Consider the following 18,649-nt stretch of genomic DNA (forward strand, 5'->3'; position numbering starts at 1 on the left):
GCCCGGTCCCATTCCGAACCCGGAAGCTAAGGCCACCTGCGCCGATGGTACTGCACTCGACAGGGTGTGGGAGAGTAGGACACCGCCGGAACATCATTCGCAAAACCCCCAGCCTTCGGGCTGGGGGTTTTGTCGTATCCGGACACCCTTCGCACCGATTAATTCGGTTTCGCCGATCGACGGGGTTCCGTACTCTCACAGGAGATCTCGTGCCGAATGGCACGCGGACATCCAGGAGGGAGACCGTGATGCGTGACGCACGCACGCTTGTCGCTCCCCGCCCTCGCTTCGAGGTGATCCTGGTGTCCTCGCCGGCTCGGTGCCGGCTGCGCGGCCGGTACTGAGTTACCCGGGCGACCTCTCTCGTCGTCTCGGGAATCGCGCTGTTCTGTTCCAGGACCAGCACGAAGGACTGACGATCATGCGTACCAATACTTCTCGGCAAGCTCTGGCCACTGTTCGCAACCTGGGCATCCTCGCCCATGTCGATGCGGGGAAGACGACTGTCACCGAGCGGATGCTGTTCCTCACGGGCATGACGCACAAGCGTGGTGAGGTGCACGACGGGACGACCGTCACCGATTTCGATCCGCAGGAGCGGGAACGCGGGATCACCATTTTCGCCGCGGCGGTGGCGTGCGAGTGGGCCGGGCATCGGCTCACTGTCATCGATACGCCTGGGCATGTGGACTTTTCGGATGAGGTCGAGCGCTCGCTGCGGGTGCTCGACGGTGCTGTCGCGGTTTTCGATGCGGTGGCCGGCGTGGAGCCGCAGAGTGAATCCGTGTGGCGGCGGGCGGACCGGTACGGGGTGCCGCGAATTGTGTTCGTGAACAAGATGGATCGGGTCGGCGCCGATTTCGGCATGGCCGTGGACTCCATTCGGGAGCGCCTGCATGCGGCGCCGCTCGCGGTGCAGCTGCCCATCGGGGCCGAGGACGGATTCGCCGGTGTGGTCGATCTGGTTCGTATGCGCGCGCTGCTCTGGGTGGCGGGTGCGCTGACCGTCGCTCCGATTCCGGAGGAGCTGTCGGAGACTGCTCGTCAGCATCGGAGAGAACTGGAAGAGGCTGTGGCCGAGCGGTATTCGGCGGCGCTGGACGAGTTCTACGCGCGGTCGGCACTGTCGGACGAGACCTTGGCGGCGGCGCTGCGCGCGCTCACCCTCACGGGCGAGATCGTGGTGGTGCTGTGCGGTGCGGCGTACCGGAATATCGGTGTGGAACCGCTGCTGGATGCCGTGGTGGCATACCTGCCTTCGCCGTCGGATCGACCTCCGGTGCGCGGCGAGGGCTTCGAGCTCGCCGCGGATCCGGCGGAATCCCTTGTGGCACTGGTGTTCAAGGTGCAGGCGACCGGTACCGGGCGGCTGACGTTCGTGCGCGTGTACGCGGGCACGCTGCGGAAGGGCGCGTCGGTGCTGGATGTCGGCGCCGGGCGCACCGAGCGGATCGGCCGCATCCTGCGGGTGCAGGCCGACCGGCACGAGGAACTGGAGGAGGCTGTGGCGGGACAGATTGTCGCCGTGATCGGGCCCAAGTCGGCGCGACCCGGGGCGACGCTGTGCGCACCGGAGACTCCGGTGCTGCTGGAGCCGCCGACCGTCAGTGATCCGGTGGTATCGGTGGCGGTCGAGGCCCGCACCGCGGCCGATGCCGAACGGCTGGCGACCGCGCTGGCCCGGATGGTGGAGGAGGACCCGTCCCTGGTCGTCCGCACCGATCCGGAGTCGGGGCAGACGCTGCTGTCGGGCATGGGTGAACTGCATCTCGAGGTGGCGGTGGAGAAGATCCGCCGGGACCGCGGGATCGGGATCGCCGTCGGGCGTCCGCAGGTGGCCTACCGGGAGACGGTGCTGCGCGGGGTGTCGGGACTGCGGTTCCGGCATATCAAGCAGAGCGGTGGTCCCGGGCAGTTCGCCGATATCGTCATCGACGTGGAGCCGCTCGTGTTCGAGGCGGAATCATCCGGTGGCGCAGCCGAATTCGAGTTCCACTCGACGGTGACCGGTGGCCGGGTGCCGGAGGAGTACGTGCGGGCGGTGCAGGCCGGGTGCCGGGATGCCCTGGCGGACGGTCCGATCGGCGGCCATCCGGTGATCGGGGTGCGGGTCACGCTCACCGACGGTGCGACCCATCCGGTCGACTCGTCGGAGCGGGCCTTCCGGGCCGCCGGGCGACTCGCACTGCGAGAAGCGTTGCACGCCGGTGAGATGGCACTGCTCGAGCCGCTGCTCGAGCTGACCGTCACCGCTCCCGAGGAGTCGCTCGGTGCGGTGCTCGGTGATCTCGCCGCTCGCCGTGGCCGGGTCCTCGATTCGGTGACCCGGGGCAGCACGGTGGTGGTGACGGCGTCCGCGCCGCTGGCCGAAGTGTTCGGTTACGCAACACGTTTGCGCAGCCGGACCCAGGGGCGCGGCACCTTCACCAGCCGCCCGCTCGGATATGACCGGGCGCCTGGTCGGTAGGAGGTCCGGCCCCGGTGGCTGGGAGTGACCCGGATAGCGGGGCGGGTCTGGAGGTGGTCGGTACGCGTACATGCGGACCGGCCACTTCGCTGTTGTCGAGGGTTGTCCGGAATCAGGGGTTGATTGTTGTCGCAACTACAGTTACTGTTGTCGCAACAACGAAAACGCAAATGAGATCCAGGGGCAGTCATGATGTACTCGTTCATCGAAGAAGCCGTGATCAAGGGCGATATCGACCAGGTCTGGACGGTGGCGACCGATGTGGCACGCTGGTCGGAGTGGGATCCGCACGAGGAGCAGTCGCGGATCGACGGACCGTTCCAGGTGGGAACCATCGGGTGGGTCAAACCGAAGGGCGCTCCGGCGGGACCGTTCACGATCACGGCGGTCGAGCCGGGCAGATCGTGGACCAGCGAGGCGGGCATCCCGTTCGGGAAGCTGCGCGGGCAGCGCACCTATGAGTCACTCGGCGATGGCACGCTGCGGGTGTCCGAGCGGGTGGAGGTCCACGGCCCGTTCGGACCACTGTTCAAACTGATCTGGGCGAAGGCGATGCGGGCGGATATGCCGCTCACCTTCGCGGCATTGGAGAAGGAGGCGCTACAGCGTGGCTGAATCATCGGACGGACCTCGCGGCATCCCGCGGGGTCCGCTCATGAGCCCGGGGTTCTGGCTGCACCACGCCGCACTGGAGTGGCGGGCGACGCTGGAGCGGAATCTGCGGCCGCTCGGGTTGACGCCGACCCAGTTCAATCTGCTGGCGTCCGCGGGCTGGCTGGGCCGGCAGGGTGAGCTGCCGACCCAGCAGCAGGTAGCCGATATGTCCGGCGCGGATCGGATGATGGCGTCGAAGGTGATTCGGGTACTCGAGGAGCGCGAGCTGCTCGCCCGCCGCGCGGATCCGGTGGATGCCCGCGTGCTCCGCATCGAAATCACCACTGCGGGCCGGGAATTGGTGGGTAAGGGCGTGCAGATCGCAGTCGATACCGATGCGCAGATGTTCGGAGCCGCCGGTGAGCAGCTCCGGGAACAACTTAAACCGATTGCCGCGCACCGAATTCCGGACTGAACTCGGACTTACTCGGCGGCGGACTTGACGAGGATGGCGCGGGTGTAGAGCAGGTCGAAGCCGCTGCGCTGGGCGTTCTGCTGGGATTTGGATCCCGGCTGGGTGGTGATGACGGCGATATCGCAGCCCGCGGCCGTGGCCTCGGCCAGGCGGGCGGCCAGGAGTGCCGATTGAATGCCGCGTCGCCGATGAGTGGGAAGTGTTGCGGCTCCGGTGAGTTGGGCAATGCCCTGGGACATTCGCATACTCGCGCCGCCCGCGATCGTGCCCTCGTGCACGGCGACGTAGCGCTGTACTCCGGCGGCCGCGGTGAGATCGCGCATGGCGCTCGCGATGATTTCGCGCGGGAATTCCTCGTGTGAGGCCACGCCCTGGGTGTCGGGGTGCGCGAAGCCGTCGGCAATGACATCGAGCCAGATATCGAATTCGCCTGCGCCGCTGTGCCTTACCTCGACATCCGCAGGGAGAGTGGCATCGGCCGCGCTGTTCAGCGCGATGCCGAGCACATTCTCGAACGAGACGAGCCGGTATCCGCGCGCGGTGAGCAGTTCGCCGAGGGCCGGGTCGCCGAGATGCGCCAGCTCGACCTGAACGGGCGTGTCACGCACCTCGAACTGCTTTTCCAGCGCCTCGAGTTCCTCCGCACCGGGAAGGCCCGCGAACCCCAGGCCCGCCACCTTGTTGAGTGGCGAGCCGTACTCGGCGAAGGCGCCCACACCGCCCGCGATCGGGATGACGAATCCCTCCTCGGTGCCGAGCCGGGCGCTCGCCGCCGCGCCGCCGGTGGCGATCAGTTCCGTCTCGACCCGTTCGATGCGCGCGCCGAGCTCGACGCTGCAGAACAGGGATCCGCGATCACTTGCCATGGCGATAAGCCTAGTTCGAGGTCGCAACCGGTTTCTTTGGGCGAACGGCGTGACCGTATGGTCGGGGCGTGGCCATTGATCGTGCGACCGCCGTTCCGAACGAACTTGTTGTCGGGTTCGACCTGGATATGACGCTGATCGACTCCCGCCCCGGCATTGCCGCGGTGTGGGATGCGGTGGCCGCCGAGACCGGTGTGCCGATCGATTCCGAGCTGGTGGTATCGCGGCTGGGTCCGCCGCTGGCGGTGGAGGCGGCCGAATGGTTCCCGCAGGACCGGGTGCCGGAGGTGGTGGCCATGTACCGGCGGTTCTATCCCGGACTCGCGGTGGAGCCGAGCGATCATCTGCCCGGTGTGGTCGATGCGCTGGCCGCGGTGCATGCCGCCGGCGGGCGGGTGCTGGTGATCACCGCCAAGAACGGCCCGCACGCGCAATTGCATCTCGATCATCTCGGTCTCGAGGTCGATGATCTGGTCGGCGGCGCATGGGCGGAGGAGAAGGGCGAGGTGCTGCGCGAGCACGACGCGTCGATCTATGTGGGCGACCATCTCGGTGATGTGCGCGCCGCGAAGGTGGCCGATGCCTACTCTGTGGCAGTGACGACCGGTCCGTATTCCGCCGAGGAACTGTCCGCCGCGGGTGCCGATATCGTCCTCGCCGATCTCACCGCATTCCCGGCCTGGTTGGCCTCTCACCTGGCACGATAGCCGCCAGACCAGCGGCGGGACCGCCTGCGCAACAGGCGATTCGTCCCATTTTTCACATCACCTTGATTCCAAGGGTGTCTCGGCCCATCCTCGCGTCGCTACATTTGCGCCCACGGTCACGAGTATCAGCATGTTCGAGCCCCGGCTCGCTGATCGGCAACCCTCGCACAGCGGTGGGGTGCCCCGGGTGACGACCAGGTGGTGTCCGCCGGGCATCGCAAGCGCTCTCATGCCCGGCAGTGGTGTGGGTGAGTACAGAGGAATCAGATGAGTAAGCAGTGGTCCCGGTCGCTTCGGGTAGTGGTGGGCATCGCGTCCGCGGCCGTGGTGGCCGGGTCGTTGGCGGCGTGCGAAAACTCGACCGAAAGCAGCGGCGACACCGTGTATTTCGGTGTGTCGGGGCCGAAGTCGGGGACGTCGGCGGAGTACGGGCGGCTGTGGCAGCAGGGCTTCGATCTGGCCATCGATCAGGTCAATGCGGCCGGCGGCATCAATGGTAAGAAGGTGGCGCTGAAGTGGGAGGACTCGCAGTCCGACCCGAAGCAGACGGTGCCGATCGCGACCAAGTTCGTCGGTGACAGTTCGATCATCGCCGAATTGGGCGACTTCTCCTCTCCCGCATCGATTGCGGCGTCACCGGTGTACAACAGGGGCAAGCTGGTGCAGTACGGCTTCACCAACTCGTCGACGGATTTCACCAAGGGCGGCGACTATTCGTGGAGCCCGTCCATCACGCTGGACACGATCCAGCAGGCCGTGACCGACTGGGTGCGGGCCAAGGCCAAGAAGGTTTCCGTCGTCTATCTCGAATCCGATTGGGGTAAGCAGGATTTCGGCTTCTTCCAGCAGTACGCGAAGGAGAAGGGGATCGATATCGTCTACTCCTCCTCGATCCTTCCGGATTCGCAGGACTTCCGGCCGGTGCTGATCAAGGCCCGTGACGCCAATCCGGATGCGGTGGTGCACCTGGGTTATGGACCGGACGGCGCGCTGGTCGTCAAGCAGCTGCGCGATGTCGGGTACACCGGCCCATTCTTCGGCGGCCAGAACACCCCGCAGTTCGTCGAGCTGGCCGGTAGCGCCGCCGAGGGCGACATTGTGAACGGCGTGTTCTCCCCGTCCGATCCGAGCCCGCGGATTCAGGACTTCGTCACCAAGTTCCGCGCCAAATACAATACGGACCCGGGCGATTTCAACGTCTACGCCTATGATGCCGTCAATGCGCTGGTGCAGGCCGCCAAGTACGGCGGCGCGACCCGCGAGGGCGTGCTGAAGGGCCTGCGCGAGGTCAAGGATTTCGGCGGCATCGGCTTCTCGGACACCTTCGCCTTCGATCAGCAGACGCGCCGGCCGGGCAAGATCAAGCCGATCGAGCTGGTGCTGCAGAACGGCAAGTTCGTGCCTGTCACCACGAGTAAGTGACGGCATGTTCGACACGCTCATCGCGGGTCTGGTCCACGGCAATGCGTACGCGCTCATTGCCGTGGGCATCACCCTGATCTTCGGGGTCACCAATGTCATCAATTTCGCGCACGGGGCGATCTTCGCCTTCGGTTCGGTGCTGGGCTGGTGGCTGATCGCCCAGCACGGGGTGCCGCTGTGGGCGGCGATCATTGTGGTGGTCGGTGTGACCGCGCTGGTCGGAGTGGGTATCGACGTGCTGGCGGTCCGCCCGCTGCGGCGGGCCCCCGCCATTTCGGCGCTGCTGGCCACCGTGGCGGCGGGATTGATCATCGAGAACGTGGTGGCGCTGGTCTTCGGACCCGATACCCGGCCGTTCCCGGAAGTGCTGTCCACCAATAACTTCCGGGTCGGCGGCATCCGGTTCGGCACCTCGGATGTGGTCATGTTCGCCATCACGATCTCGGTCATGGTGGGGCTGTGGGCATTTCTGCGCTTCGGCCGCTACGGGCTGGCCATCCGGGCCACCGCCCAGGATCCGGATGCGGCCGCGCAGATGGGCATCAGCGTCGGGCGGATTCAGTCGCTGGCCTTCGCCATCGCCTCCGGGCTGGGCGGGCTGGCGGGCATCTTCGTCGGCCTCTACAACTCGAATATCTCGCCGACCAGCGGCAGCATTGTCGGCATGACCGGCTTCGTGGCCGCGACCATCGGCGGGCTCGGCTCGATTCCCGGCGCGGTGGTGGGCGGTTTTGTGCTCGGGCTGGTGGAGGCGTTCGGTATCTACACCTTCGGGGACGGGTACCGCGATCTGATCACCTTCGGCCTGCTCGTGGTGTTCCTGGTGCTGCGGCCGGGCGGGCTGCTGGCCCGGCCGCCCGCAATCGAATCCGAGCCGCTGACCGGGACCTTCCTCGGTTCCGGGAGGCTGCTGCGGGTGCGCTGGTGGCATGCGCTGATCGCCTTCGCCATTGCGGGACTGGTGATTCCGGCGGTGTCGAACGATTACGGCATCTCGGTGGGTACGCAGATCCTGGCGTACGCGATCATCGCCGTATCCATGACGCTGGTCGCCGGATCGGCCGGGCAGTTGGCCATCGGGCAGGCGGGGCCGATCGCCATCGGCGCGTACACGTCGGCGGTGCTGACGGTATCGCACGGCTGGGCCTTCCTGCCCGCCATCATCGCGGCCGGAATCGTTGCGGCCGTGGTGTCTTCGGTGCTGGCCGCACCGCTGTGGCGGCTGGGCGGGCACTATGTCGCCATTGCCACGCTGGGCATCGGCATTGTCACGGTGGCCCTGATCCGCAATTGGGAATCGGTGACGCGCGGCAGTTACGGCATTTTCGGAATTCCGCCGCCCGAGCTGTTCGGCTTCGAATTCGTCACGCACACACAGATTTTCCAGCTGGAGCTGGTGGTGCTGGCGATTACGCTGGCGGTGATTCTCGGGGTGCAGCGATCGCGTTTGGGCACTGCCATCCGAGCCATCGGCGCGGACGAGGTCGCCGCCCGGTCGGCCGGAGTGCCGGTCCGCGATTACAAGGCGCTGGCCTTCGCGATCGCCGCCTTCTTCTCCGGGATCGGCGGTTCGCTCCTGGCACACCAGTACTCGTACATCGATCCGACCGTGTTCAATCTGCCGATGTCGCTACTGGTGGTGACGATTCTGGTGCTCGGCGGCACCGCCTCGCCGTACGGGGCCGTGCTCGGGGCGGTGGTGCTGATCGGTGCGCCGGAGGCGCTGCGGCTCGCGCCCGAATTGCGGATCGTGCTCTACGGGTTGGTGCTGCTGCTGGTGGTGCGTTTCCGGCCGCAGGGAATTCTGGTGAGGAGGGAACGTGTCCGGGTCACAGCCTGAGCCGGTGCTCGCGGTGCGTGGATTGCGCCGCGCCTTCGGCGGGGTGCGCGCCGTGGATGGTGTCGATATCACCATTGTGCCAGGGGAATTCGTCTCGATCATCGGTCCCAATGGGTCCGGTAAGTCGACGACGGTCAATCTGATCTCCGGCGTATTGAAGCCGGACAGTGGTGACATTCTGGTGCGGGGCAAGAGAATTCGCCCCGGAAAACCGGAAGCAGCCGCCGCAGCGGGCATTGCCCGCACCTTCCAGAACGGGCGCGTGTTCGGCAATATGACCGTTCGCGAGAATGTGGATGTCGGCCTGCAGACCACACTGCGCGCCTCCCGTCCGCTGCGTTCGCTGGCCGGAATTCCATTGCTGCGCTGGATATCTCTGCTGGCGGAACTCCTCGTCGCACTGGTGCCCACGCCGGCCGTGCGCGCCGAGCGCAAGGAATCCGCCGCCAGGATCGACGCCCAGCTGGCGCGGTTCCAGGAGCGGCTCGGACCGCGTGCCGGCAATGCCGCGTACACGCTGTCCTATGCCAACCGCCGCCGCACCGAAATCGCGCGGGCCCTGGCGTTGGAACCGGATCTGCTGCTGCTCGACGAGCCGGCCGCGGGCATGAATCAGACCGAGACCGCCGAAATCGGCAGGCAATTGGCCGAATTGAAGGCGCAGGGGCAGACCGTGCTGCTCGTCGAACACAAGATGGACCTGGTTCACGACCTGTCCGACCGGGTGCTGGTCCTGGACGAAGGGCGCGTCATCGCCGAGGGCACACCCGAGCAGGTGCTGGCCGACCCGCGTGTCATCGAGGCGTATCTCGGCCGCAGCCGGGTCGCGAAGGTAGCCGCGGCCGCTGATCACGCTGCGCCGGAGTCGGAAAGCGAAGTGGTGGAAAGCGGTCGAGGCGTGGAGCAGGTGAGTGCTGATGCCGGACTCTGACGCCGTGGTGATCGAGGATGGCCCGGCCGCGCCGCACTATGACGAGGCCGCAGCTCCGATTCTCGAATTCGACCGTGTAGTAGTGCATTACGGCCCGTCGCGCGCCTTGAACGAGGTATCCCTGCGGGTGCGTCCCGGTGAAATCGTCTCCCTGCTCGGCGGCAATGCCTCGGGGAAGTCGACCACCATGAAAACCGCGCTCGGGCTGCTGAAACCCACCTCCGGCGTGGTGCGCATCGACAGGGTGGACGTGACGAGGACACCGCCCTCCGCACGCATCAGGGCCGGTTTGGCGTCGGTGCCGGAGGCGCGGCGGGTATTTCCGGCCATGACGGTCGAGGAGAACCTCTTTGTGGGCGGTTATATCCGCCGCGAACGCCGCTCGGTGCTGGCCGCGCGCGCCGCCGAGATGTTCGAGCATTTCCCGCGGCTGGCCGAGCGGCGGTCGCAGCGGGCGGGCACCCTGTCCGGCGGTGAGCAGCAGATGCTGGCCTTCGCGCGGGCGCTCATGAGCAAACCCCGGCTCATCTGCATGGACGAGCCGACCATGGGATTGTCCCCGCTGTTCGTGGATCGGGTGCTGGAGGAAATCGCCCGGCTCAACCGGGAATTGGGCCTGGCCATCCTGATCGTCGAACAGCAGGCGGAACTGGCACTGAGCATTGCGCACACCGCGAATGTGCTGCGCGTCGGCGAGATCGTGCTGCACGGCACGGCCGCCGAACTCAGCGACAATCCGGCTGTCCGCGATGCCTATCTGGGGAAGGTGACCATATGAGTTTCCACCGCCTCGGCCTGTTCACCAGGCTGGTGCGCTCCGACGAGAGCGAAGATGCGGCGACCGTGTACCGGCACGCCCGCGAGCAGTTCGACCTGGCCGAGCGGCTCGGCTACGACGGAGCCTGGGTGGCGCAGCACCATCTCGATCCGGCCGAGGGCGGGCTGCCGTCACCGTTCGTCTTCCTGGCGCATGCGGCGGCGCGCAATCCGCGGCTGCGGCTCGGCACCGCCATTGTCACGCTCGCACTGGAGGATCCGATCCGGGTCGCCGAGGATGCGGCCGTACTGGATGTGCTCAGCGACGGTCGGCTCGAAATTGGTTTCGGCGCAGGTGGTTCCGGGCACGCCTTCGAATTGTTCGGCTTGACGGGCGCGGATCGGCAGCAGGTGTACGCCGAGAAGCTGGCGACGCTGACCGCCGCGCTGACGGGTGCACCGCTGGTCGGGGACCGCGGTCTCAATCCACCCGCGCGGACGCTGCGGGACCGGATCTGGCAGGCCACGTTCTCGGCCGCCGGGGCGGCGCGCGCCGGACTGGCGGGCGACGGCCTGCTGCTGTCGAAGGCGCAGCCGCGTGATCCGGCGGCCCCGGACGCCACCCTCTGGGAGATCCAGACGCCACTGCTGGACGCGTACCTGGATGCGCTGCCCACCGGTGTGCAGGCCCGAATCGGCGCGTCCCGAGGCGTTTTCGTGGCCGACGATCACGACACCGCCTGGCGACTGGCCGAACGCGGTGCGGCGCGCTTCCTGGATCAATTGCGCCGCAATGGCGGTCCGGAATTGGCGACCACCGTGCCGGAGGTGCTGCGCGATTCGTTCATCGGCACCCCCGACGAGGTGGTCGCACAGCTTTCCGCGGACGCCGCGCTGCGGCATGCCACCGATTTCATCGTGCAGGTGCACCCGGTCGATCCCGGCCAGGACGCCACCCTGCGCTCCATCGAACTCATTGCCACCAAGGTTGCGCCGCAACTGGGTTGGCGGGAAGGAACGAAACCGTGACCGACGTGATCGACGCCGTACTGGGCGCGCGGGCGGAGGGCGTGCACAAGATCCGGCAGGAGCGCCCGGCCGTGGTGGCGCACACCCAGGGTGTGTACGACGCCCTGCTGGACGGGCCCGCGGCCGCCTCGGTGGGGCGTGAGCGCCTCATCGCCGCGGCGGTTGCCGTGGCGGAGCTGGCGGGTGCGCCGGAGCTGGCCGCGCACTATGCCGGGCTGGGAACTACGCCCGCACAGGGTGATTCGGTACTGGCTGCCATTCTGCTGCACGCGGCGCTGGTGACGAGCACGCCCGCCGCGGCGACCCGCGCGGATATCGAGGCGCTGACGGCCGCCGGACTGTCCGCGGCGGACATCGTGACGGTGGCGCAGCTCATCGGCTTCGTGCACTTCCAGGTCCGGCTGCTGGCCGGTCTCACGCTGATCGGAGCCGGACATGAGTGAACAGACCGTGCGCAGTGCCGAATCGGCCGCCGGTCCACGCGACGGCGAACCGGGCGGCGAGGTGCGCAGCGTCGATTCCGGCCGCCGCCCGGGCGGATTCACGCAGGAGCAGCTGGACTGGGTGCCGTGGGTGGAGCCCATCCGGCTGGCCGACGCCGATGCGCGGCAGGCGCCGCTGCTCGAGGGTGATCGGGGCGTCGGCCCGTACTTCCGGGTGCTGGCGCGCAATCCCGAAGTGCTCGCGCATCGCAGTGGCAATGACAGGGAGATCTTCTACGGTCGCGCCGGATTGGGCCGTGCCGAAAGGGAACTCGCCGCCACCGTCACCTCGCGGCACAACGGCTGCGAGTACTGCGCCTCGGTGCATTCGCGGTTCACCACCGCCCTGTCCAAGCGCGGCGCCGATGTGCAGCGGCTGCTGGACGAGGGCAACGGGGTGCGCATCGACGAAAGATGGGATGCCATTGTCGATTTCGTGGACGCGCTGGCGGCCAACCCGCCGCGCGCCGGCCACGCGCATATCGAACGGCTGCGGGAACTGGGTCTGACCGATACCGAAATCCACGATCTGGTGCTGTCCGCGGCCTCGTTCTCCTGGGCCAACCGGCTCATGCTCACACTCGGTGAACCGGAGGCTCCGCAGGCGGAGTGACGGCTTCCCGGAACCTCGCAAAGGGGGTTGCCAGACAGTCGCAGCAACCGCATCATGTGTGGATCTCCGTGACTGCTTCCCCGGAGCGCCGGCACTCGGCGAGTCTCGCTGAAACCCCAGGTAGGCCAGCATCTAGCCCCGTCTCGAAATAAAACTAGATTTTTCCTCGAAAAGCTTCCCGAGGCGTGGTCCGGCTCGGTATGGTCCCGATGGCAAACAGTCAGTGAAGCAACACTGGCACCCGTTATTCGATCGGAGCACCACCATGACGGACATCATCTCGAACGTACTCGTGCAGACCATCCTGAAGCTGCTCGCGACCGGCTCGGCCAGCGGTTCCGCCAAGTAGCCACGCGAGTGCCACCTTTCGGCTACTGCGCGGGAGCCGACGAGGTACTGAAGGGCCTGATCCATGACGAGGGGATCGGGCCCTTCGTCATGTCCAGGGTGAATGTCCGGTTCGGTGGGGGTATGGCGCTGGTCGCCGCACGACCCGCCATTTGCGCGGAAATATATTCTAAAAAACTCCTTCAAAAGTATTCCGTCCAGTTCGCCCGCTCTGTATCGTGTTGATTGGCAAACGATCAGTGACTTTCGGGCCAATGCGGCATCGGAATGCGTTTCTTCCCCCGGAACCGCGTTCCGAACCTGGGGCGGTTCCCCTGCCTATACCCGCCTCCCCAGGTGCGCCGTACTGGCCCGAAGTAGCTGAGCCAACTTTCGGCTATCGCGCGGGATGTCGAAGGTGCAAACGAAGGGCCCGATCCATGACGAGGGGATCGGGCCCTTCGGTATTGTCTGGCGCAATGTCACAGGAAACGAACGCGGGAAGAATGTACGCCGGGCAGCCCGTAGAAGACCGGCAACGGCAGCGTCGTGCGCGTTTTCTGGAGTCGGGGCTGACGGTGTTCGCGCGAGACGGATACGCAAACAGCTCCGTCGGCGCCATCTGTAAGGACGCCGGCCTCTCCTCACGGCAGTTCTACGAGGAGTTCACCGGTCGCGAATCGCTGCTGCTCGAGCTCTACGAGCAGATCGACCGCGAATCACGGGAAGCCGTGGCGGCCACCATCGCCGAGCACTCCGATGCGAACGCCATCGACATCATCGACGCCGCCGTGCGCGCGTATATCGAGTCCATCGGACGCGATCCGCGAAAAGCCCGAGTCGCGCTCGTCGAGGTCGTCGGCGCCGGGCCGAAGGTCGAGCAGTTCCGCCTCGAGCTGCGCCGCGCCTGGGGCGCTCTGCTCGCCAGCGCCGCCGAGGATGCCGCCATGCACGGCGAAATCCCGCCCGGTGACTACGAGATGCGGGTGCTGGCGATCATCGGCGCCGTCAATTACGTGGTGGATGCCTGGAGCGGTTCCGAACCCCGTTCGCCGCTGGACGAGGTCATCGCCGTGCTGCGCCGCGTCATCATGGGCGCCGTCAGCGCCTGACCGCACGTCAACCGCCCTCGGCCGCACCGATTTCCATTCGCGGGTGCGTACCGGGGGCGGTACCGTGGCGGCCATGTACGGGGGAATCCGCAGTACGCACCAGGTGTGCACCGGCTGTCGTGTGTCGATGAAACGCGCCCTGGGGCACGGCAATCCGGCCCGGCCGTGCCCGGTCTGCCGCCGCCCCATGCGCGATGCCGGCACCGCGCTCGCCATCCCGCGCCGCACCGACCTCTCCGGCTGGCGCGCCCTCGCCACCGTGCTGGACTCCGGATTCACCTACCACTCCACCGGGTGCGGCCAGGACGGCCCGGGCTACCGCCCGCGCAATTTCGGCGGACCGTTCGGTGCGCGCCGCTGGGCGGCCACCGTGGTCCCGGCCTCACGCAACCCAGCCGCCGCAGGCAAACCCCGTAGCGGGCAAGCCAGCCGGTCGTACCGCCTGCCTGGCGACGCCGCCGGGACTTGATCTTGCTGCCGCCGAAGGGTAAGCGCGCCTTGTCTCCTGGAAATCCGGACGCGCGGTAGCGTGCGGGGCGTGGAGAGTGTGCCGATTCAGATGCCGGACGGGTCGACGGTCACCGTATGGCTGATTCCGGCGAAAGGTGCGCATCAGCATCCGATCACCGCCGACTCACCGCGGCCGGTCGTGGTGATCGTGCCGGGCCTGGGGGTGCCGGGGGAGTACTACTCGTTGTTCGGAAATCCCCTGGCGGCAAGGGGATTCGACGTCGCGCTGCTGGAGCTGCGGGGGAACGGCGACAGCCGGCCGAAACCGAATCCGCCCGGACCCTACGGCTATCAGGAACTGGTGTCGGTGGATTTTCCCGCCATGTTCCAGGTGGTGCGCAACAGATTTCCGGACAGCACCCCGTATCTGCTGGGGCACAGCATGGGCGGGCAACTGGGCGTCATGTACGCCTCGCGCATTCGCGGACGCCTGGGCGGGCTGATTCTCATCGCCTCCGGAACGCCGTATCACCGCGGCTACCGGGGTTTGGCCGCGCCGGGATTCCTGCTGGGCAGTGCCGCAATCTCGGTGGCCGCCAACTTCGCCGGCTTCTGGCCCGGTGACAAGATCAACGCTGGTGGCTTCGGCCCCCAATCGAAGGTGCTGCTCGCCGATCTGGCGCGCCTGGCCCGCACCGGGCGGTTCGAGCCGGCCGGTGCGGATATCGATTACGAGGAGCGCATCGGCCGGCTGAAACTGCCGGTGCTGTCCATCACCATGACCGGTGACGAGCGCACTCCGATCAGCTCGGCCCAGCATCTGCTGGACAAGCTTCCCAAGGCCGACATCACGACCTGGCACAACCCGGCGCGGCTGGGCCACAACGGGTGGATCAGCGACCCCGTTTCCACCCTCGACTACGTCGAAAAGTGGCTCAGGGACCGGTGATCAGCGGATCCGGGCGGACGGTCTGCCAGCCCGGATTCGCGGTCACTTCTCAGGCGTCCTTCTCGATGAGTGTCCGGGTGAAGAATTCGTAGATCAGGGATGCCTGGAACGCGGACTGCTTGTTGTCGGCCGCGCCGCCGTGCCCGCCCTCGATATTCTCGTGGTACCAGACCGGATGGCCCTGGGATTCCAAGAGCGCGGCCATCTTTCGCGCATGGCCGGGGTGCACGCGATCGTCGCGGGTGGAGGTGGTGAGCAGGATCGGCGGGTACTTCGCGTCCGGATCGGTGTTCTGGTACGGCGAGTACTTCGAGATGTACGCCCACTCCTCGGGCTTGTCCGGGTCACCGTATTCGGCGATCCACGACGCGCCCGCCAGCAGCAGGTGGTAGCGCTTCATATCCAGCAGCGGGACCTGGCACACGATGGCGCCGAACAGTTCCGGGTAGCGGGTGAGCATGACGCCCATGAGCAGGCCGCCATTGCTGCCGCCGACCGCGCCCAGCTGATCGTGGGTGGTGATGCCGCGCGCGACCAGATCGCGGGCGATCGAGGAGAAGTCCTCGTAGACCCGGTGCCGGTTGGCCTTCTGTGCGGCGGTGTGCCATTCGGGGCCGTATTCGCCGCCGCCGCGAATATTGGTCATCACCCAGGTGCCGCCGCGTTCCAGCCAGCCCATACCGGCCGCGCCGCTGTAGGCGGGGGTGCGGGAGACCTCGAAACCGCCGTAGCCGGACATGACCGCCGGGCCGGGGGTGCCGCGCCGATCCCGGTGCCGCAGTACGAAATACGGGATCATGGTGCCGTCGTCGGAGCGGGCGAAGAACTGCTCGGTCTCGACGCCGGCGGCGTCGAAGAATTCCGGTTCCTTCTTCAGTATTTCGGTGGCGCCGCCGACCGAACTCGTCAGCAGTGTGGTGGGACTGGTGAAACCGCTTGTCGAGAGCATGAATTCGTCACCGCCCTCGAGCGGGTCCAGATTCATGACGCTGGTGGTGGCCATCGGCGGGGCATCGCCGAGGACCTCGCGCACCCAGCCGTCCGGCCCGGGGGTGACCACATGCAGTTTGGTCTGCACGTCCTGCAGGGTGATGAGCAGCAGGTGGTTCTCGGTCCAGCCGTAACCGTGCAGGGCGGTGTGCTCGTCGGGGGTGAACAGCACCTCGAAATCGCGTGCGCCGCTGAGGAATCGCTCGAAATCGATGACCAGCAGCGCGCCCGCCGGATAGCTGACCGCGCCGATCTCCCACGGTGATTTCAGCCGCACCAGCAGCCAGTCCTTGTACCAGGATTCGGAGGCGTCGCTGGGCACCTCGATGAGCCGGCGGCTGCCGTCGTCCTCGAGCAGGAAGACCTCCTCATTGAAGAAGTCGGTGGCGCGACCGGCGAAATGTCGTTCGTAGCCGGGGGTTCGGTCGTATCCGGCGGAGACGGCCACATCCCCGGCCTCGCCCTCGAAGACGGTGACGGCCTCGGCGAGCGGCGTTCCGCGCTGCCAGCGCTTGGCGATGCGCGGATATCCGGAGTCGGTGAGCGAGCCGGGACCGAAATCCGTTCCGACATAGACCGTATCGGCATCGATCCAGCGGATTTCGGATTTGGCCTCGGGCAGAGCGAACCCGCCGTCCTCCGGTTCGCGGAAAGTCCTTGTCTCGATATCGAATTCCCGCACCACCTTGGCGTCCGCTCCGCCGCGCGAGAGGCTGATCAGGGCCCTGTGCTGTTCGGGCCGCAGGACGGCGGCCCCGCTCCACACCCAGTTCTCACCCTCGAGCTCGGCGAGCGCGTCCAGGTCGATCAGCACCTGCCACGCCGGTTCGTCCTTGGCGTATTCGGCGAAAGTGGTGCGCCGCCACAGTCCCTTGGGGTGCTCGCCGTCCCGCCAGTAGTTGTAGAGCCACGGCCCGCGCCGCCCGGGATAGGCGATGCGGGTATCGGTATCGAGCATGTCGAGGATGCGCGCCTCGAGCCCGCTGAACCGTTCCGAGGCCGCGAACCGCGCCAGCACCACCTCGTTGTGCGCCCGCGCCCAATCCAGCGCACGATCACTGGTGACTTCTTCGAGCCACAGGTACGGGTCCGTCACGGTCTCGCCATCACCGGTCATGCCCTACATTCTTGCCGAGTCCGAGGGGACGTGGTGCCCCGACCGGTCGAGGCGAGCCGATCGAGTCCGCCGGTTGTCACATAACGGTCAGTACGATTGCTGGGTCTATGCCGATCCGCTGCAGGAGGTCCCGGATTGCCGTACCAGTCGCCGGAACAGACCGGGCCCAGACTGTGGGAGCAGCACTGCTGCCTGCCCCTGCTGCCGTCGGCCGATATTTCCGAATTGGCCCGCTATCCGCTCGGCTCGTATCTGTCGGTGAACGTGGGGTATTCGCCGCAGTCCACCCGGGATGCGCTGGTGCTGCTGGACCAGTTCCGGCGGGATGCCCTGGCGGACGGCCGATTCCGGCTCGTCGAGCGGATCGCGGATGCTGTCGAACCCGATCCCGACACCATCGCGCTGGCCTTCGATCTGGAGGATTCCGGTCCGCTCGGCGGCGATCTCGACAATGTGAAGATGTTCTACGACCTGGGCGTGCGCTCGCTGCTGCCCAGCTACAACTATGCGAATGCGGCCGGATGTGGCTGCCTGGATGCGGAGGACACCGGACTCACCGCCTACGGGCGCGATCTGATCCGCGCGCTCAATGCGGTGGGCATGTTCGCCGACGGTTCGCACTGCTCGGCGCGCACCGGGCTGGACATCGCCGATATCACCGCAGTCCCGATGATCTACAGCCACTCCAATTTCGCTGCGCTGCGGGCGCATCCGCGCAATATCACCGATGATCAGGCGCGGGCGTGCGCCGGCACCGGCGGGGTGATCGGCATCAATGGCGTGGGAATCTTCCTCGGCCGCAATGAGCCCGGTCAGCGTGCCGAACGCATCGAGGCCATGGCGGACCACATTGCCTACGGGGCCATGCTGGTCGGTATCGAGCACATCGGCGTCAGCTCGGACTTCTCCTTCGACGGCGACGACTTCAACGAGGAGATCGCGCGCAATCCGGAAATCTTCTCCGAGGAGTTCACCCGCTACGGACCGTTGCAGTGGACGCCGCCGGAGGATCTGCTCGGCGGATCCGAGGTGCCCGGCCTGAACGAGGTGCTCACCGGACGCGGTTTCTCCGACGCCGAGCGCGCGGCGGTATTCGGCGGAAATTTTGCCCGGGTAGCGCAGCAGGTCTGGCGTGATTGAGCTGCGCCGCTAGACTCGAACGCGGTGTTTGCCCTGCTCTTGCCATTTTGCCGCCGAGAGGGATGAACAATGACGCAGCTCGATCGCACGGTGCAGAAATTCGTGGACGCTATCAATGCGCACGATTCGGATGCCTTTTTCGAAACCCTGAGCGAAGACGCCAGCATGTCCGATGACGGCAATGAGCGGAATCTCGCTCAGTGGACCGATTCGGAGATCTTCGCCACCAATGCCCGCATGAGCGTCGAATCCACCACCAGCCCGACCGAATTCGTCGCCGACTACAGCAATGACCGGTGGGGGAGCATGCGCACGGCCTGGCGCTTCACCGTCCGCGACGGCCTCATCAGCCGCTTCGAAACCGGGCAGGCTGGATGAGTGC

At 66.8% G+C, this 18,649-nt stretch carries 18 protein-coding genes, 1 rRNA gene and 1 riboswitch; of the genes, 17 read left to right on the plus strand and 2 right to left on the minus strand.

Annotated features, from left to right (window positions below):
* From rrf to ABZX86_RS32400, 4 genes are all read left to right on the plus strand, one after another.
* Positions 1 to 91 (plus strand): 5S ribosomal RNA (rrf, locus tag ABZX86_RS32385); the annotation flags it as partial.
* A gap of 330 nt (positions 92 to 421) precedes the next feature.
* Complete coding sequence (fusA, locus tag ABZX86_RS32390) at positions 422 to 2,467, plus strand: elongation factor G (protein WP_355128988.1); 2,046 nt, start codon at positions 422 to 424, stop codon at positions 2,465 to 2,467.
* 189 nt (positions 2,468 to 2,656) lie between these two features.
* Positions 2,657 to 3,082 carry an SRPBCC family protein gene (locus ABZX86_RS32395; protein ID WP_355128990.1) on the plus strand — a complete coding sequence of 142 codons (426 nt, stop codon included), beginning with the start codon at positions 2,657 to 2,659 and terminating at the stop codon, positions 3,080 to 3,082.
* Complete coding sequence (locus ABZX86_RS32400) at positions 3,075 to 3,536, plus strand: MarR family winged helix-turn-helix transcriptional regulator (RefSeq protein WP_355128992.1); 462 nt, start codon at positions 3,075 to 3,077, stop codon at positions 3,534 to 3,536. The genes ABZX86_RS32395 and ABZX86_RS32400 overlap by 8 nt, the downstream gene beginning before the upstream one ends.
* A gap of 8 nt (positions 3,537 to 3,544) precedes the next feature.
* Here the strand turns inward: ABZX86_RS32400 and ABZX86_RS32405 are convergent, their stop codons facing one another.
* On the minus strand, positions 3,545 to 4,381 hold the full coding sequence (locus ABZX86_RS32405; protein WP_355129362.1) for a GNAT family N-acetyltransferase: 837 nt from the start codon (positions 4,379 to 4,381) through the stop codon (positions 3,545 to 3,547).
* 89 nt (positions 4,382 to 4,470) lie between these two features.
* Here ABZX86_RS32405 and ABZX86_RS32410 point away from each other — a divergent pair, with 89 nt between their 5' ends.
* The 11 genes from ABZX86_RS32410 (at position 4,471) to ABZX86_RS32460 (ending at position 15,020) form a co-directional block, all read left to right on the plus strand.
* Positions 4,471 to 5,109: an HAD family hydrolase gene (locus tag ABZX86_RS32410; protein ID WP_355128994.1), complete on the plus strand. Its 639-nt coding sequence runs from the start codon at positions 4,471 to 4,473 to the stop codon at positions 5,107 to 5,109.
* 114 nt (positions 5,110 to 5,223) lie between these two features.
* Positions 5,224 to 5,339, plus strand: a riboswitch (SAM riboswitch).
* A 37-nt stretch (positions 5,340 to 5,376) separates the two neighbouring features.
* The gene (locus ABZX86_RS32415) at positions 5,377 to 6,531 is read left to right on the plus strand and encodes an ABC transporter substrate-binding protein (RefSeq protein ID WP_355128996.1); all 1,155 of its coding nucleotides are present in this window, start codon (positions 5,377 to 5,379) and stop codon (positions 6,529 to 6,531) included.
* Between the two features lie 4 nt (positions 6,532 to 6,535).
* Positions 6,536 to 8,371 carry an ABC transporter permease gene (locus ABZX86_RS32420; protein ID WP_355128998.1) on the plus strand — a complete coding sequence of 612 codons (1,836 nt, stop codon included), beginning with the start codon at positions 6,536 to 6,538 and terminating at the stop codon, positions 8,369 to 8,371.
* On the plus strand, positions 8,352 to 9,302 hold the full coding sequence (locus ABZX86_RS32425) for an ATP-binding cassette domain-containing protein (RefSeq protein ID WP_355129000.1): 951 nt from the start codon (positions 8,352 to 8,354) through the stop codon (positions 9,300 to 9,302). Before ABZX86_RS32420 ends, ABZX86_RS32425 begins: the two co-directional genes overlap by 20 nt.
* The gene (locus ABZX86_RS32430) at positions 9,289 to 10,080 is read left to right on the plus strand and encodes an ABC transporter ATP-binding protein (RefSeq protein WP_355129002.1); all 792 of its coding nucleotides are present in this window, start codon (positions 9,289 to 9,291) and stop codon (positions 10,078 to 10,080) included. Before ABZX86_RS32425 ends, ABZX86_RS32430 begins: the two co-directional genes overlap by 14 nt.
* Positions 10,077 to 11,087: a putative FMN-dependent luciferase-like monooxygenase gene (locus tag ABZX86_RS32435; RefSeq protein WP_355129004.1), complete on the plus strand. Its 1,011-nt coding sequence runs from the start codon at positions 10,077 to 10,079 to the stop codon at positions 11,085 to 11,087. The genes ABZX86_RS32430 and ABZX86_RS32435 overlap by 4 nt, the downstream gene beginning before the upstream one ends.
* The gene (locus ABZX86_RS32440; protein ID WP_355129006.1) at positions 11,084 to 11,530 is read left to right on the plus strand and encodes a hypothetical protein; all 447 of its coding nucleotides are present in this window, start codon (positions 11,084 to 11,086) and stop codon (positions 11,528 to 11,530) included. The genes ABZX86_RS32435 and ABZX86_RS32440 overlap by 4 nt, the downstream gene beginning before the upstream one ends.
* The gene (locus tag ABZX86_RS32445; protein WP_355129008.1) at positions 11,523 to 12,182 is read left to right on the plus strand and encodes a peroxidase-related enzyme; all 660 of its coding nucleotides are present in this window, start codon (positions 11,523 to 11,525) and stop codon (positions 12,180 to 12,182) included. Before ABZX86_RS32440 ends, ABZX86_RS32445 begins: the two co-directional genes overlap by 8 nt.
* A gap of 806 nt (positions 12,183 to 12,988) precedes the next feature.
* Complete coding sequence (locus ABZX86_RS32450; RefSeq protein WP_355129010.1) at positions 12,989 to 13,621, plus strand: TetR/AcrR family transcriptional regulator; 633 nt, start codon at positions 12,989 to 12,991, stop codon at positions 13,619 to 13,621.
* A 127-nt stretch (positions 13,622 to 13,748) separates the two neighbouring features.
* Positions 13,749 to 14,090: a hypothetical protein gene (locus ABZX86_RS32455; RefSeq protein ID WP_355129012.1), complete on the plus strand. Its 342-nt coding sequence runs from the start codon at positions 13,749 to 13,751 to the stop codon at positions 14,088 to 14,090.
* Positions 14,091 to 14,159: 69 nt separating this feature from the next.
* On the plus strand, positions 14,160 to 15,020 hold the full coding sequence (locus tag ABZX86_RS32460; RefSeq protein ID WP_355129014.1) for an alpha/beta fold hydrolase: 861 nt from the start codon (positions 14,160 to 14,162) through the stop codon (positions 15,018 to 15,020).
* Positions 15,021 to 15,069: 49 nt separating this feature from the next.
* On the opposite strand, the gene ABZX86_RS32465 is transcribed toward ABZX86_RS32460, so the two are convergent.
* Positions 15,070 to 17,127, minus strand: a complete 2,058-nt coding sequence (locus tag ABZX86_RS32465) for a prolyl oligopeptidase family serine peptidase (RefSeq protein ID WP_355129016.1) — start codon at positions 17,125 to 17,127, stop codon at positions 15,070 to 15,072.
* 135 nt (positions 17,128 to 17,262) lie between these two features.
* Here ABZX86_RS32465 and ABZX86_RS32470 point away from each other — a divergent pair, with 135 nt between their 5' ends.
* A complete protein-coding gene (locus ABZX86_RS32470; RefSeq protein WP_355129018.1) occupies positions 17,263 to 18,267 on the plus strand; it encodes a membrane dipeptidase in 1,005 nt (334 codons plus the stop codon).
* Between the two features lie 69 nt (positions 18,268 to 18,336).
* Positions 18,337 to 18,645 carry a nuclear transport factor 2 family protein gene (locus ABZX86_RS32475; protein WP_327142553.1) on the plus strand — a complete coding sequence of 103 codons (309 nt, stop codon included), beginning with the start codon at positions 18,337 to 18,339 and terminating at the stop codon, positions 18,643 to 18,645.
* The last annotated feature ends 4 nt before the right edge of the window (positions 18,646 to 18,649 follow it).

The organism is Nocardia sp. NPDC006630 (assembly GCF_040611495.1).
Taxonomy (GTDB): Bacteria; Actinomycetota; Actinomycetes; order Mycobacteriales; family Mycobacteriaceae; genus Nocardia.

What these genes read in the sequence shown, in the direction of transcription:
- ABZX86_RS32445 (WP_355129008.1), top strand. Translation starts at nt 11,523, where the DNA reads ATGAGTGAACAGACCGTGCGCAGTGCCGAATCGGCCGCCGGTCCACGC.
- ABZX86_RS32420 (WP_355128998.1), top strand. Translation starts at nt 6,536, where the DNA reads ATGTTCGACACGCTCATCGCGGGTCTGGTCCACGGCAATGCGTACGCG.
- ABZX86_RS32450 (WP_355129010.1), top strand. Translation starts at nt 12,989, where the DNA reads ATGTCACAGGAAACGAACGCGGGAAGAATGTACGCCGGGCAGCCCGTA.
- ABZX86_RS32435 (WP_355129004.1), top strand. Translation starts at nt 10,077, where the DNA reads ATGAGTTTCCACCGCCTCGGCCTGTTCACCAGGCTGGTGCGCTCCGAC.
- ABZX86_RS32455 (WP_355129012.1), top strand. Translation starts at nt 13,749, where the DNA reads ATGAAACGCGCCCTGGGGCACGGCAATCCGGCCCGGCCGTGCCCGGTC.
- fusA (WP_355128988.1), top strand. Translation starts at nt 422, where the DNA reads ATGCGTACCAATACTTCTCGGCAAGCTCTGGCCACTGTTCGCAACCTG.
- ABZX86_RS32415 (WP_355128996.1), top strand. Translation starts at nt 5,377, where the DNA reads ATGAGTAAGCAGTGGTCCCGGTCGCTTCGGGTAGTGGTGGGCATCGCG.
- ABZX86_RS32475 (WP_327142553.1), top strand. Translation starts at nt 18,337, where the DNA reads ATGACGCAGCTCGATCGCACGGTGCAGAAATTCGTGGACGCTATCAAT.
- ABZX86_RS32430 (WP_355129002.1), top strand. Translation starts at nt 9,289, where the DNA reads ATGCCGGACTCTGACGCCGTGGTGATCGAGGATGGCCCGGCCGCGCCG.
- ABZX86_RS32465 (WP_355129016.1), bottom strand. Translation starts at nt 17,127, where the DNA reads ATGACCGGTGATGGCGAGACCGTGACGGACCCGTACCTGTGGCTCGAA.
- ABZX86_RS32395 (WP_355128990.1), top strand. Translation starts at nt 2,657, where the DNA reads ATGATGTACTCGTTCATCGAAGAAGCCGTGATCAAGGGCGATATCGAC.